Source organism: Nonomuraea sp. NPDC049400 (assembly GCF_044466425.1).
Taxonomy (GTDB): domain Bacteria; phylum Actinomycetota; class Actinomycetes; order Streptosporangiales; family Streptosporangiaceae; genus Nonomuraea.
On sequence record NZ_JBITMP010000007.1, the window covers coordinates 303,956 to 317,788 of the forward strand.

The window sequence follows — 13,833 nt, forward strand, 5'->3', positions numbered from 1 at the left end:
ATGTAAACACGTGACGATTACTTCAGCGCCTGGTAGTCGATCTTTCCGGCCGCGCTATAGGGCAGGTTGTCCACCTGCCTGATCCGCAGGTAAGCGGGGGAGATGCCAAGGTCGGTACAGATTTCGCGGCCCAGTTCGTGAGCCGCGTCCACCTCCGCCATGCAGAAGACCATGACCACGCCTTCCGACTCGACCACGGCGGTCGTGTCCAGGGCGCGAAAGGCGCTCTCGACCTCATCGAGGCTGATCCTCTTCCCGGCGACCTTGGCGATGCGCTTGAGCCTGCCGCGCAGGAAAAGATTGCCGTCGCGGAGGGAACCGAGGTCGCCGGTTCGCAGGACACCGTTCATGCGGTCGCCTGCCATCAGATCCGCCCGCCTGTCGGCGTATCCGAGCATGACGTTCGGGCCCCGGTAAACGATCTCGCCGGAGTCGAGGAGTTCGAACTTGCCACCCGGCACCGCTCTTCCCACCGATCCGATGGCCTCGGGGTGTGCTGCGGTGTCCAGTACGGCCATTCTCGCCGTTGCCTCGGTTTGCCCGTACATCACGAAAAAGCGGCTGTTCCGCTCCACGGCCAGCCGGGTGTAGGCGCTGACGTTGTTGAGGACCCCGCCGGACTGGGTGAGCGTGCGCAGCGTGGATGGCCATTGCCTGCTCAGGATCGGCCACAGAGCCTGATAAGTGAGCGGAACCCCGGCCAGTGCCGTCGTGCCCGTTTCTGCCAATTGCCGCAAGAACCCCCGGCTGGTCGGAGATTGGTGGGTCAGGACGACGCTCGCGCCGCGAGCGAGGTGGCTGTTGAGCACCGACAGGCCGTAGCAGTAATGAAGAGGCAGGGAGGTGATCGCACGATCGGTCTCGGTGATGCCGAGGGCCCGCACGATGCTGTCGGCGTTGCTGAACAGGTTGTCCCGCGAAAGGCACACCACGCGCGGGGCGCCGGTGCTGCCCGATGTCATCAGCAGCAGGGCGGGCTCGTCGTGAACGGGGCTCGTGTCGATCCGCGAACATCGCCAGATCGCTTCATCGGCGGGCAGATAACCGTCCGGAAGCCGTAGCGTTCGCGGTGGCCGCACTACCAGTTCGGGCTGGAACGCGGACAGGGCGCGGGAGACGGCGCGCTCGTTCAGCGCGGGGTCGGCGAGCATGATCGTGTGCCTGGATTCCAGACAGGCCAGGTAGCACAAAACGGTGGAGAGGGAGTTGTCGGCGAACAGCAGCACCAGCCCTTTGTCCCTCAGCGTCGCGGTGGCCTTTTGCCATGGACTCATCGCACGCCTGAGGTCGCCGTAACGCAGGCATGTGCCGTCAGGGACCATGAGAGCAGGAGCGCTCGCCGTACCCTGCGGGAAAGACATGGGTCAGCTCCGCTGCCGCACGATCTTGGCTAGGTTTCGGACCGTAGCCGCCTCGAAAACAATCTCCAGCGACAGGTCCACGCCAAAACGTTCCATAATGAGGGTGCTCAGCTGAACCATGTCCATGGAGTTTCCACCCAGGTCCATGAAGTCGTCGAGGACGCCGACCCGCTCGATTTCCAAAATCTCCCCGAGCAACCCGGCCAGTTGCCTTTCCAGGTCTCCCGACGCCGCAACGTAGCGTGACTTCTGAGATGCGGTCAGAGTGGCCACCTCCTCGCCCAATCTCGTGAGGTCCACGGCTCCGTCGGTCATGGCGGGCAGCTCGTCCACCACGACCACGAGGACCTGCAAGGCGTGCCGTTTCCAGAGGTGTTCCCTGATGCCCGTCGCGCTCGCGTACGATTTGGGGACCACGGCGACGATGAGCTCGCCATTTTCCTCGTAGACGGCGGCTGCCCGTACATCGGGGTGGTCGATCGTAATCGCGTGCTCATGACGTGCAGCAGACGATGCGCTCATGCGTGCTTTTACCTCTCAAGTTCGCAGGTTTTCCAGGCGCCAGCTTTGCAATTTGCCTGTCTCGGTTCTGGGAAGGTCGTCCACGAATTCGATACGACGAGGCCGTTTGTACGGAGACAACAATCCGCGGCAGTGCCGAGCGATCTCCTTGACCGTAAGTCCGCTGCCGGCACGCCTGACCACGAGGGCGACGGGAATCTGGCCGAGGCTGGGATCGGGCATCGGGACGACGGCGACGTCCGCCACGTCCGCGAGCCGCAGGACCACCTCTTCTATTTCGGATGAGTTCACGTTCGAGCCACCGACGATGATGAGGCCTTGGCGACGTCCCGTGAGATAGAGATAGCCGTCCTCGTCGAGATGGCCGAGGTCGCCGAGGCTGAGGTAACCGTCCACGGTGTGCTCGATTGCCTTGGAGACAGGCCGGCCGTTGCGCATGAAGACGCGGCCCACCGCCCCGGGCGGAAGCGGGCGCCGGTCTTCGTCGAGGATCCGGATGCGCGTCATGAAGCCCTTGCCCACGGTGCCGGGCCGTGCCAGCCACTCGTCGCCACGCGCGACGGTCATCCCGATCTGCTCGGTGGCGCCGTAGAACTCGAAGATCCGATCGGCACCGAGCAGGTCGATCCAGGCCCGTTTGGTCTTGTCGTCGCAGGGGCCTGCCGTGTGGACGAGCGACCTGAGCGAGGCCAGCCGGTCCGGGGACAGGCCCGGCTCGGCGAGCAGCTTGCGCATGTGCGACGGTGTGACCTGCATCCATTCGATGGCCTGGCGGTGCAGCACGTCAATGGTCTTGCCCGCCTCGAACACGCCCTGGACCACGATGGTGTGCCCGTCCAGGATGCCCGCGACCAGGTGCATGAAAGGTGCGGTGTGATAGAGGGGGCCGACGATCAGCTGGCGCTGCCCCTTCTTCCAGCCCGTTCGGCGCAGGAGCGTCGGGAAGCCGCCCAAGCCGAGGCTGCCCTCGATGGGGACGGGCCGTCCCGTGGAGCCGCCCGTGAGCAGGAGGTAATCGCCCCGGCACGACCTCTTGTGGCCAGTTCCAGCCGCTACGAGCCGGTTGTGCTCGTACACCGGGCCGTAGGTGGCGGCCAATCGGTCCATGAGCTCGGCGCGCTCCCGCGGTGGAGTCATGGGATTGAGCGGGAGAACGGGCAGCCCTGTTCGCAGGGAGGCGAGCAACGTCGTCACGCCGTCGAGCGTGTTGGGCAGGTCGACGCACAGGATCGGCCTGTGCCCCTGGCCCAGCGGGCTCGCCGCGGGCGCGGTCATGCGGTCCAACTGCGACCAGGTGATGCTCCGGACGGTCCCGCGGTTGCGCTCGATGATCGCAGGTCGATCGGGATGCTGATCCGCGGCCCGTCGGAGCCACCCATCAAGTGCCATGATCGATCTCTCGGTTGCTCTTCGTGATCAGCGTGTGAAGGAAGGCAGATCCTCCTGGCCGGCCAATGCCGAGCGGAACCACTCGATGGTCTTGTGCAGTCCTTGCTCGCGCGAAGTCGTGGCTTTCCAGCCCAGCAAGGTCTCGGCCAGCGTGGTGTCGGGCCTTCGCACGCTGGGGTCGTCCACCGGCCGGTTGATGAGCCGTATCGGGGCCTGGGCATCGACCATGTCCCGTATCGTCTCGGCCAGGTGGAGGATGGTGGTCTCGTCGGGACTGCCGATGTTCACCGGACCCGGGTGGCCGCTCGCGGCGAGCGCGAGAATGCCCTGCACAGTATCGTCGACATAACAGACGGAGCGGGTCTGGCTGCCGTCCCCGGTGACCGTGATCGGTTCCCCGACAAGAGCTTGGCGGATGAAGGTGGGAATGGCCCGGCCATCGTCCGGACGCATTCGCGGGCCGTAGGTGTTGAAGATCCGTACGATGACGGCGTCCACGCCGCAGTTCGCCCGGTACGCGGTCGTCAGCGCCTCCGCATAGCGTTTGGCCTCGTCATAGACTCCGCGCGGCCCCAAAGGATTGACGTTCCCCCAATACACTTCGCGCTGCGGGTGCTCAAGGGGGTCGCCATAGACCTCCGATGTCGAGGCGAGTACGAATCTGGCCTTCTTCTCCCGGGCGAGTCCGAGGGAATGCAAGGTGCCCGTGCTGCCGACTTTCAGGGTCTGGATCGGCAGCCGGAGATAGTCCGCGGGGGAGGCGGGCGAGGCGAAATGCAGGACAAGATCCACCTCTCCGGAAACGTGGATGAAATCCGTGATGTCGCAGCGAGCGAGCCGAAATCCGGGATCGTCCGTCAGGTGTGCGACATTGGCTGGGATCCCGGTGAGGAAGTTGTCCAGGCACACGACCTGTGTGCCCAGGGACAACAGCCACTCACACAGATGTGACCCGAGAAAGCCCGCACCACCCGTCACAACCGCCCGGCGGAAATTCCAGCTCGTGGCATGAGTCGTCATAAGTTATCTCCCCACGACGGGGTGCCCCGTTAAGAAAGAATGACTTGGGACACCCTATTAGCCGGTGGCGACCGCCGGTAGCACGCGGCCCTGAGTCGGCGGCATCATTTGTACCGGCCGGATCGGGCGAAGTGGTGCTGTAGGGAACACGCGGTGAGAGCCTATCAATTGAGATGCCCTTCATGGCGGTGTCCCGCCGGCGGGACACCGCCGGCGGGACGACCGTGCTGGAAATGTGTTGCACCCGCAAATGACAAGGAGAACTCGATGTCGCGTCCATGCCGAAATGCCTTCGGTAGCGGCATTCCCGCACAAGGGCAGGCGTCATGACCCCGCGCTGGGAGCGCAAGCGGCTGCTGCGCCTCGACTGGCCCGCGTTCGGCGATGCCGCGGAAGAACTCGCAAGACAGGTGACAGACAGCGGCTTCCAGCCGAACGTCATCATGGGAATCGCGCGGGGCGGCCTCCCGTTGGCGACCGTGCTCGGGCACCTGCTTTCCGGCCACGTCGGAGCGATCGGGGTGACCCGTAACTCCTCGGACGATCGCTACGCCGAACGGGACGAGGTCGAGATCTCCTGGCTGGTTCCGGAGTCTCTGGAGGGTGCCCGGGTCTTGCTTGTCGATGATATCGCGGGAGATGGTGGCACACTGCGGGGGGTCCGGGAGCGCGCAGGCCAGGCAGGGGCGACGGAGGTGCGCGCGGCCGTCATCGTGGTGAATGACGGTTGTACGGAGCGACCGGATTACTCGGTGTTCTCGGCCGACGACTGGGTGGTCTTTCCCTGGGAACGGCCGCCTGTCGACCATCACGGTGTCGTCGAGCCCTTGCTTCTCGGGCAGGGACATGGATGAGGCCAAGGCCTTCTATCGAAGGCGGTTCCTATCCAGATATGCGCAGTCGAGATTGCGGCCGCGCTCCCGCTGGTGGCGACGGGACCTGACGCTCGGCATACGCGATGGCCCCTTTCCCAGCCTGCGGGAACGGCTGCTCATCTTCGAAAGACATGTGCTCGTATCGGCGTCGGGACGAGCGTTCGACGACACCCTCCGGCGATTCGGCGCCGCCGACACCGTCCGCGCGCTGGGCCTTTCCTGTGATCACCCGATCGCGCCGGGAGGCAACCTCATTCTGACGGCCAGGACCGGCATGCTGGGCGCCATCGCCGCGATGCTCGCGGTGCGCGGCCACAACGTGGCCTTCAGCAGTGCTCATCCTGAGCACAGCCGGCGGTTGGTCCTGCCGAAGGTCGGACACCGTCAACGCGGCCTCATCACTCCGCTGGCCTTTCCTTCGTGGCAGGCAATGCTCAGCGCGCGCCGGGGGCTGAACAACGGCTGGGATTTCATCCTGCCCATCGATTCGATCGGTGAGCCGGGAACACCGGCTTTCCGTGCCAAATATGCCCGGCTTCCGGACGGGACAGAGCGCATATTCCGAATTCTCGGCGACGACGCGGCGCTCGTCAGTTTCATGTGCGCGGAAGTGGTGAACGGCTGGCGCCCGGAGCTGAACATTGTCTGCCATCGCTATTCAGGGGATGCGCGGGCATTTCTGTGTCAGGTCGAGACGTCGCTCAGTCGTCTGCCGCATCAGTGGCATGTCTGGACGGCTCTCGGCGCACGGTCGGAGACGCGTGCGGATGCTCCGGGTTGACCGTGGGCGTTCCCGCGTCCGCTCATACTCAGCGCGCTCCCGATCGCGAGGAATCGCCGAAAAGCATTGCGCGACCCTGTTCTCGACAGATCAAATCGGCTTCACGTGAACGTCAAAAGTCACAGATTTGGGGAATCGAGTGATCGAGATTTTTCGTGAGTTCACCTTTGAAGCGGCCCACAGATTGCCGAACGTACCGGAGAACCACAAGTGCGGCAGGCTGCATGGCCATAGCTATCGCGTGGAGGTGCACGTCAGCGGTGAGGTCGATCCCTCCGCAGGGTGGTTAATCGATTTCGGGGAGATCAAGAAGGTGGTCAAGCCCCTGGAGGAGCGGCTCGACCACTACTACCTCAATGAGGTCGAGGGGCTCGAGAATCCCACCAGCGAAAACCTGGCCAAGTGGATCTGGGACCGCCTGGTCGGGTCCCTGCCGATCTCGGCCATTCACGTTCGAGAGACGTGCACTTCTGGATGTGTCTATCGGGGGGAGAGCTGATGCTCACCGATGTGCAGGCGGCGCATGACAGCCGGGGCGTGCCGTTGGACGAGGTCGGGATCGAAGGTCTGCGGTATCCCGTCCTCGTGGCCGACGGACAGGGCGCGAAGCGAGAGACCGTCGCCACGGCCACCATGGCGGTTGACCTCGGCCCGGAGGCCAAGGGCGCGCACCTGAGCCGCTTCATCGAAGTACTCCATGGTTCGAGGGAGCAGTTGACGCCCGCCACCGCGGCGGGTTTGGCGGACGAACTGCGGCTGCACATGGGAAGCGACAGAGCACGGGTCCACCTGACCTTTCCGTACTTCCTGGAACGGGAAGCGCCTGTGACGCGGGCCCGCGCCTTCGTTGAGTACACCTGTTCCATCACGGCACGTAGCAGTGTGGCCGGTACGCAGTTGGCGTGGAGCGTCGAAGTGCCGGTGACGAGCGTGTGCCCCTGCAGCAAGGCCATCAGCGATCGCGGTGCGCACAACCAGCGCGGCCACATCACGATCGAGGTCAAGGGCGCCGACCACACGAGCGGCCCGTGGTTCGACGAGTTGATCGACATCGCTGAGGCGGCGGCCTCGTCTCCGGTCTACGCTCTGCTCAAGCGGCCGGACGAGCGTCACGTGACCATGGCCGGCTACGACAATCCGGTCTTCGTCGAGGACATGGTGCGTAATGTGTGCCAGGTTCTGTCTGATTGCGACCGCATCGCCGCCTATCGCGTACGAGCTGTGAATGACGAGAGCATTCACAACCACGCGGCATACGCCGCGATCACCTGGAGCTCTCCTCGCGGCGTATAGCCCATTGTGCGGTCCGGGTCAGAGGCCGGCTCGGCTCCGGCGGATCAGCTCAGGTACGTCGCCGAGGCTCGCCACGATGTGATCGGGCCTGACCATGCCGACGTGGGAGAAGTCCCGGGCGCCGTTGCCCGTCAGCACGGCGACCGTGGTGGCGCCGACCTGTTTGCCGGCCTCGATGTCGCTGGCCGAGTCGCCCACCATCCACCTTGGCAGACCGGGGTCCAGCTCACGCAGCGCCAGTTCGAAGAGCAGTCGCTTGCGCTCGACGGCACTGAGCCGGCTCGTGACCGCCAGGTCGTCGGAGGTCAGCACCAGGGTGAAGGCGTCGCCGATGCCCCAGGTATCGACCAGCGCACGTGTGGCCTCCGTGCCAGTCCAGGAACTCACCAGGGCTGTCACCACACCGGTCGAGGCCAGTTCGGCCATGGTGGGTACGGCGCCAGGAATCGGACGTCCGTACGCGCTCAGATAACGACGGGGGATCGCATCGGAGTCGACACTGATGCGGCAGCCCTCCACCACCAGCCGGTCGGCGAGCAACTGCTCCCAGAATTCGTACGCCAGCACCACTTCCGGCGTCGGGGCCGCCACCCCCGCCTGGCGGCAGGCGTCCGCCACACAGGCGATGAACATCTCGTCCCAGGACACAAGGGTGCCGTCCCGGTCGAGCAGCAACACTGCGGAAGCGGTCATTTCACACCATTCCTTTCGTGTGGGATGAGGCGATGTCCGCCACGGCTCGTGCCCGAGCGGCGTACCAGCCGGCGCCGAGATCCGTCTCGACCACCGCCGCCAGGTCATCGCGCGAGACAACGGCCGCCACCATGTCGTGCGCGAGCAGCTCATCGACCAGTCGCTCGCCACGCTGACCGGAGCGCACGCACTCCTGCACCACGCGGTACGACTCCGCGCGGGCGAGCCCGTTGCCGACCAGCAGACGCAGCAGCGCGCCGCTCATCCAGACAGTGGCGGCCCGGTCGAGGTTGCGGGCGATCGCGGCCGTGTCGACCTCGAGACCGGCCAGCACGGTCGTCATCTTCCGCACCACCTCCTCCAGCAGGACGCACGCCTGCGGGATGACAAACCGCTCGTTGGCCGAGTTGGCAAGGTCGCGCTCGTGCCAGGACACCACGTTCTCCAGCGCGGGGTGGATCAGCGAGCGCAGCAGGCGGGCCAGGCTGCACACGTTCTCGCAGAGGACGGGATTGCGCTTGTGCGGCATGGCGGAGCTGCCGATCTGCCGGGTGGCCATCGGCTCGCGCAGCTCGGCGATCTCGGTCCGCTGCAGATTGCGGATCTCGGTGGCGATGTTCTCGACCACCGCTCCGGACAGGGCCGCCCAGCTGACGAACTCGGCGATGCGGTCGCGGGCGACCGCTTGGGAGTTCAGCCGCGCCACTCCCAGGCCCAGCCGATCGAGCACCCGGCGTTCCAGCTCCGCGCCGAGGTGGCCGAAGGCGGCGCCGGTGCCCACCGCTCCGCCCACCTTGCCGACCAGGACCCTGGGCGAGAGTTCGGCGAGCCGGTCCAAGGTGCGCAGCAGGGCGTCGAGGTAGACGGCGAACTTGCCGCCGAGCGTAATCGGCTCCGCGTACTGGCCGTGTGTTCGGCCGGTCATGGTGAGGTCGGCGTACTTCGTGGTGTGGCGCCGGCACGAGTCGGTGAGCGTCCGCAGCTCCTGGCCGAGGAGGGCGATGGCCTGCGCAAGCTGTAGCGCCGCCCCAGTGTCGATGACGTCACTGCTGGTGAGACCGAAATGAACCCACCGACCGTGCGCTCCCGCCGACACCGACAGAACATGGACGAACGCCGCCAGTTCGTGGCCTGTCCACGTCTCGGCCGCACTGATCGCCGCCGGATCGATACCGTCACGCCCCATGGCGTCGATGGCGGCGGCGGCATCCCGGGGGATCACACCGAGTTCGCCCTGAACCCGGGCGACTTCGCGCTCCACTGTCAGCCATAGTCGATAGCGATTCGCTTTTGAGAAGATTTCCCGCATCCGGGGACTGCCATAACGCCCCTCATCGAGAGGCAGGACCACATCGGGTCCGACGGAGAATTCCCTGTCCATGGTGTGACGTACTCCAATTCGATGCCGGAGACCGGCCACCGAGTTTAAAAGGATGAAAGCGAAGGGAGCGACTGATGCCGAGCACCATCGTCGTCGGCGGACAATGGGGTGACGAAGCCAAGGGCAAGGTGTGCAGTTATCTTGCCACCCATGATCAATTCAGCTTGAGTATTAGAGCAGGGCTCGGTCCAGGGGCCGGCCACACAGTGGTGCGGGACGGGCACGAATTCCGTCTCCGGCAGACGCCCGCCGCGTTTGTGCACCCCGACTGCCGGCTGGCACTGGGCGCCGGCACCCTGATCTCACCTGACGTCTTCCTGGACGAGATCGAGCGTCTGGGCCTGGCTGGGCGGATCAAGATCGACGGCAGGGCGACGGTCATCGAGGAACGTCACCGGCAGGCCGATGTGAGCAATCGGTTCCTCAGTACGGTGGTGGGGAGCACCGGTAGCGGGCACGGCCCGAGCCTCGCCGATCGGGCCATGCGCACGGCCACGTTGGTGCGGGACACTCCGCAACTCGCCCCCTTCACGGCCGACGTGGCCGCGCTGGCGAACGAGGCGCTCGACCGGGGTGAACGCGTCCTCGTGGAAGGCACGAACGGCTTTGGGCTGTCGGTGCTCTACGGCACGTATCCGCACACCGTCTCCAAGGACAGCACCGCCGCCACGGCCGCAGCGGACGTCGGTCTGGCGCCGACGCGGGTCACTGAGGTGGTGCTGGTGTTCAAGGCGTACGCCACCAGGGTCGGGCCGGGTGACCTGCCGCGCGAGCTGTCACCCGGGGAGATCCGGGAGCGGGGATGGCAGGAGGAAGCCACCGTGACCGGTCGTCCCCGGCGGGTGGGGGCGTTCGACATGCAGTCGGCGAAGGCGGCGGTCATGCTCAACGATCCCGCCTACATCGCGCTCACCTGTCTCGACCGTCTCGATCCAGCTGCGGCAGGGGTGCCGTTTCAGCGACTGCCCTCGGCTGTGCGGCGTTTCGTGGACGAGGTCGAAGACGTCCTGCAACGCCCCGCCGGCCTGCTGAGCACCGGCCCGGACGTGCGCGCCACGATCGACCGGAGGGGCACTGTGGCCATCCCCGCGGCGTCGGCATGAGATGGCCCATCGCATCCACGTAGTGGGAGCCGCCGGGAGCGGCAAGACGTACCTCGCTGCGGCGATCGCTGCGGCGTTGACCGCTGACCATCATGAACTGGACCGGGTGGCGATACGCAGGAACGGAGATGGGAGGCAGGTGGCTCCGGTGCCGTGGCCAGAGCGCCGAGCCGCGGCAGCCGAGATCGCCGAACGGCCCCGATGGGTGACGGAAGGCATCTATCTGGGCTGGACCGAGCCGTTGTTCGCGGGGGCCGACCTCATCGTGTGGCTGGACATTCCCTGGTGGCAGGCGACCTGGCGCATCACCGGAAGGCACCTGCGGAAGTCGCTCCGCGGCGAAAACGAGTGGAAGGGCATTCGCCTGCTCCTTCGCTTTCTCTGGAGCACGCGAAGGTATTATCTGGGACTCGGTGGAGATCCGAATCGAGAGCATGACGACGGGGCCACCGACCGCCGTATGACCGCGGCCGCCTTGGCGCCGCACGCCGTCAAGGTAATGCGGATCCGCCACGGGCGGGATATTGCGTCGAGCATCGACTGGCGCGCCGCCTAATAGTCGTCCCGTCGGGTGCGGTGCCGGTCGGATAATTGACGCGGATCGGGCCAGTGGCAAAACTGAAATGGCTGCCCGCGCCGCCGTGCAGGCAACTTTCCATTGAATTTCCTGGAGGTGACATGGCCAATGAGCCTGCGGTAGTGCTGCTGAGCGGAGGACTCGATTCGGCGACCGTTCTCGCCATCGCCAAGCACGAGGGATACCGCCTCCATGCGCTGAGCTTCCGCTACGGTCAGCGTCACAGCGTCGAACTGGCCGCCGCCCGCCGCGTCGCCGAACAGTTCGGCGTGGAGCGGCATGTCGTGGCAGACATCGATCTACGTCTGTTCGGGGGCTCGGCCCTGACCGCGGACATCGCCGTGCCGCGGCACGGCCACGTCGACGAGCTGGACGACTCCATCCCGGTGACCTATGTGCCGGCCCGTAACACGATCTTCCTGTCGTTCGCGCTCGCCTGGGCCGAGTCACTGGGCGGGAACGACGTGTTCATCGGGGTGAACGCCCTCGACTATTCGGGCTACCCCGACTGCCGCCCGGAGTACATCGCGGCCTTCGAACGCATGGCCGCGCTGGCCACCAAAGCAGGCGTCGAGGGCACCCAGCGGCTGCGGATCCACACGCCGCTGATCGAGCTGACCAAGGCGCAGATCATCGAGCGCGGGCTGGCCCTGGGGGTGGACTACTCCCTCACTCACAGTTGTTACGACCCCGACTCCGAGGGCCGCCCTTGCGGCAGCTGCGACTCCTGCCTTCTGCGTGGCCGCGGCTTCGCGGAGGCCGGGTTGCCGGACCCGGCCCTCACCGGCAGGGCCTGAGCCATGTACCGAGTGAAGGAGATCTTCTACACCCTGCAAGGGGAAGGCGCCCATGCCGGCCGACCGGCCGTGTTCTGCCGTTTCACCGGCTGCAATCTGTGGACCGGCCACGAAGAGCACCGCGTAAGGGCGATATGTAAGTTCTGCGATACCGACTTCGTGGGGACCGACGGTAGCGGCGGCGGCCGATTCAGGACAGCGGCCGATCTCGCCGCCGCGGTCGCCGCCTTCTGGCCGGCGGACGTGGTCGGCGGTGAGCGGTACGTGGTCTGCACCGGAGGTGAGCCCCTACTTCAGCTCGATCGCGCCGCCGTGGAAGCACTGCACGAGTCGGGCTTCACGGTGGCCGTGGAAACCAACGGAACGCGCGCGGCGCCGCCCGGGATCGACTGGATATGCGTCAGTCCGAAGAGCACCGCGGAACTCGTGCTCACCTCCGGTGACGAGCTCAAGCTGGTCTTCCCGCAGCACGACGCCCGGCCGGAGCGCTACGAGGAGCTCGACTTCGCCCGGTTCTCGCTGCAGCCGATGGACGGCCCGGATGCGGCGGCCAACACCCGCCTGGCACTCGAATACTGCCTGACCAATCCGCGATGGCGGCTCAGCCTGCAGACGCACAAGATCGTCGGAATCCGATAGGGAATCGCGTTGGCCGGCACGATTCCGGTGGTGGTTTCCGGCTCATTGCCTTATGCAAGGAAAGACAGGTCGCACCGAGATGAATTCACCGGAAACGCATCGCCTGGCATTGCTGGGCGGCGACCCGACCGTTCGCACCCCGCTTCCGACCTGGCCCGTACTGAGTGATGACGAGGTCGCGGCACTGGGCGAACACCTCCGCCGTGCCAGAACCGATTCCACCTATTTGACCTCGATCTTCGGCAGCGGGCCGGTCGTGGAATTTGAGCGCGCCGTCGCCGATTACTTCGGCGCCCCCTATGCCGTCTCGACCAACTCCGGGTGGGCTGCCCTGCACACCGCCTTGGTGGCAGTCGGCGTGCGTCCTGGGGACGAGGTCATCGTACCCGCGTACACCTGGCCCCAGTCGGTGTCCTGCGTACTGCAACAAGGCGCCATACCTGTTTTCGCCGACATCGACCCCGAGACGTACACGCTGACCGCAGAAACGGCGGAAAAGTGTCTGAGCCCAGCCACCAAGGCGATCGTGGTGGTGCATTTGTACGGCCAGCCGGCGGACATGACCCGTATGATGGCTTTTGCCGAGGCCCATGGACTGGCCGTGATCGAGGACTGCGCGCAGGCCGCCGGGGCGATGCACCGCGATCGACATGTCGGCACGATCGGTACCGTGGGCTGCTTCTCGATCGGCAGCGGCAAACAGATCGTCGGCGGCGAGGGCGGCTTCCTCCTGACCTCGTCGGAAGAGGTCAGACATCGGGCCATCGCGATGTCACAACATCCGCAGCGCCATCGTGTCGACCTCCCGGGCGGGTACGCCGCGCCGGACGGTTTCCTGCCCACGTACCGGATGCACCCCGTCGCCGCCTCCATCTGCGCCGCGCAGTTGCCGAAGCTGCGCAGGTGGAACGACGAGCGAATCGCGAATCTGCGGGCTCTCAGCCTCGCACTGGAGGGCTGTCCCGGTATCCGTCCGGCGGCCGAATCCACATTCGGCAGGCACGTCTATCATCTGTACTGCCCGACCTTCGTCCCCGAGGAGCTGCCCGGCCTCTCCCGCGACAGGTACGTCGAGGCGTTGATCGCCGAGGGAGCGCCGGTCCGCATCGGATATGTGCGTACTCCGTTGCACCTCCGGAAGGAGATGCGCGAACGCAAATACCTCGCGCCCGGCTTCCCGTGGAACCTCGGATCCCGTGACGTGCACTACGCCGCCGGCGACTGCCCGGTGACGGAGGACCGGTGCGCTCGCACCGACATCAGCGTCTTCCTCGGCGCCAACGCCATCGGCGATCAGTCCGCCCTGGTCGGCGAGATCGCCGCTGCCTTCTGGAAGGTGGCGCTGCACCATCGCGAGCTGCTTGAGCCGGCCCATTCGCAGCGCTGAACGCGCGATCGACAC

15 protein-coding genes are annotated in these 13,833 nt (G+C 65.9%); 9 read left to right on the forward strand and 6 right to left on the reverse strand.

Features of this window, described 5'->3' with window-relative positions; translation table 11 throughout:
* Positions 1 to 17: 17 nt before the first annotated feature.
* The 4 genes from ACIBVN_RS13305 to ACIBVN_RS13320 form a co-directional block, all read right to left on the reverse strand.
* A complete protein-coding gene (locus ACIBVN_RS13305) occupies positions 18 to 1,226 on the reverse strand; it encodes an AMP-binding protein (protein ID WP_397135856.1) in 1,209 nt (402 codons plus the stop codon).
* Between the two features lie 138 nt (positions 1,227 to 1,364).
* Positions 1,365 to 1,883: a phosphopantetheine-binding protein gene (locus ACIBVN_RS13310; RefSeq protein ID WP_397135858.1), complete on the reverse strand. Its 519-nt coding sequence runs from the start codon at positions 1,881 to 1,883 to the stop codon at positions 1,365 to 1,367.
* Between the two features lie 15 nt (positions 1,884 to 1,898).
* On the reverse strand, positions 1,899 to 3,272 hold the full coding sequence (locus ACIBVN_RS13315) for a class I adenylate-forming enzyme family protein (protein WP_397135860.1): 1,374 nt from the start codon (positions 3,270 to 3,272) through the stop codon (positions 1,899 to 1,901).
* Between the two features lie 27 nt (positions 3,273 to 3,299).
* Complete coding sequence (locus tag ACIBVN_RS13320; RefSeq protein ID WP_397135862.1) at positions 3,300 to 4,292, reverse strand: NAD-dependent epimerase/dehydratase family protein; 993 nt, start codon at positions 4,290 to 4,292, stop codon at positions 3,300 to 3,302.
* Between the two features lie 326 nt (positions 4,293 to 4,618).
* Here ACIBVN_RS13320 and ACIBVN_RS13325 point away from each other — a divergent pair, with 326 nt between their 5' ends.
* The 4 genes from ACIBVN_RS13325 to folE2 all read left to right on the forward strand — a co-directional run bounded on the left by ACIBVN_RS13325 (position 4,619) and on the right by folE2 (position 7,241).
* Positions 4,619 to 5,146, forward strand: a complete 528-nt coding sequence (locus ACIBVN_RS13325; protein ID WP_397135864.1) for a phosphoribosyltransferase — start codon at positions 4,619 to 4,621, stop codon at positions 5,144 to 5,146.
* On the forward strand, positions 5,139 to 5,948 hold the full coding sequence (locus ACIBVN_RS13330; RefSeq protein ID WP_397135866.1) for a hypothetical protein: 810 nt from the start codon (positions 5,139 to 5,141) through the stop codon (positions 5,946 to 5,948). The genes ACIBVN_RS13325 and ACIBVN_RS13330 overlap by 8 nt, the downstream gene beginning before the upstream one ends.
* A gap of 142 nt (positions 5,949 to 6,090) precedes the next feature.
* Entirely contained in the window at positions 6,091 to 6,447 is a 357-nt protein-coding gene (gene queD, locus ACIBVN_RS13335) for a 6-carboxytetrahydropterin synthase QueD (RefSeq protein WP_397135976.1), read from the forward strand.
* On the forward strand, positions 6,447 to 7,241 hold the full coding sequence (gene folE2, locus ACIBVN_RS13340; protein WP_397135868.1) for a GTP cyclohydrolase FolE2: 795 nt from the start codon (positions 6,447 to 6,449) through the stop codon (positions 7,239 to 7,241). Before queD ends, folE2 begins: the two co-directional genes overlap by 1 nt.
* Positions 7,242 to 7,259: 18 nt before the next feature.
* On the opposite strand, the gene ACIBVN_RS13345 is transcribed toward folE2, so the two are convergent.
* On the reverse strand, positions 7,260 to 7,934 hold the full coding sequence (locus ACIBVN_RS13345) for an HAD family hydrolase (protein ID WP_397135870.1): 675 nt from the start codon (positions 7,932 to 7,934) through the stop codon (positions 7,260 to 7,262).
* Between the two features lies 1 nt (position 7,935).
* Positions 7,936 to 9,315 (reverse strand): adenylosuccinate lyase, encoded by a 1,380-nt coding sequence (gene purB, locus ACIBVN_RS13350; protein ID WP_397135872.1) that lies wholly within the window; start codon positions 9,313 to 9,315, stop codon positions 7,936 to 7,938.
* A gap of 74 nt (positions 9,316 to 9,389) precedes the next feature.
* On the opposite strand from purB, the gene ACIBVN_RS13355 reads away from it, so the two are divergent.
* From ACIBVN_RS13355 to ACIBVN_RS13375, 5 genes are all read left to right on the forward strand, one after another.
* On the forward strand, positions 9,390 to 10,418 hold the full coding sequence (locus tag ACIBVN_RS13355; protein ID WP_397135874.1) for an adenylosuccinate synthetase: 1,029 nt from the start codon (positions 9,390 to 9,392) through the stop codon (positions 10,416 to 10,418).
* A 1-nt stretch (position 10,419) separates the two neighbouring features.
* On the forward strand, positions 10,420 to 10,974 hold the full coding sequence (locus ACIBVN_RS13360) for a hypothetical protein (RefSeq protein ID WP_397135876.1): 555 nt from the start codon (positions 10,420 to 10,422) through the stop codon (positions 10,972 to 10,974).
* Between the two features lie 122 nt (positions 10,975 to 11,096).
* Positions 11,097 to 11,792, forward strand: coding sequence for a 7-cyano-7-deazaguanine synthase QueC (queC, locus tag ACIBVN_RS13365; protein ID WP_397135878.1), 696 nt, complete (start codon positions 11,097 to 11,099; stop codon positions 11,790 to 11,792).
* 3 nt (positions 11,793 to 11,795) lie between these two features.
* The gene (gene queE, locus ACIBVN_RS13370; protein ID WP_397135880.1) at positions 11,796 to 12,431 is read left to right on the forward strand and encodes a 7-carboxy-7-deazaguanine synthase; all 636 of its coding nucleotides are present in this window, start codon (positions 11,796 to 11,798) and stop codon (positions 12,429 to 12,431) included.
* Positions 12,432 to 12,483: 52 nt separating this feature from the next.
* Entirely contained in the window at positions 12,484 to 13,818 is a 1,335-nt protein-coding gene (locus ACIBVN_RS13375; protein ID WP_397135882.1) for a DegT/DnrJ/EryC1/StrS family aminotransferase, read from the forward strand.
* Positions 13,819 to 13,833 lie beyond the last annotated feature (15 nt).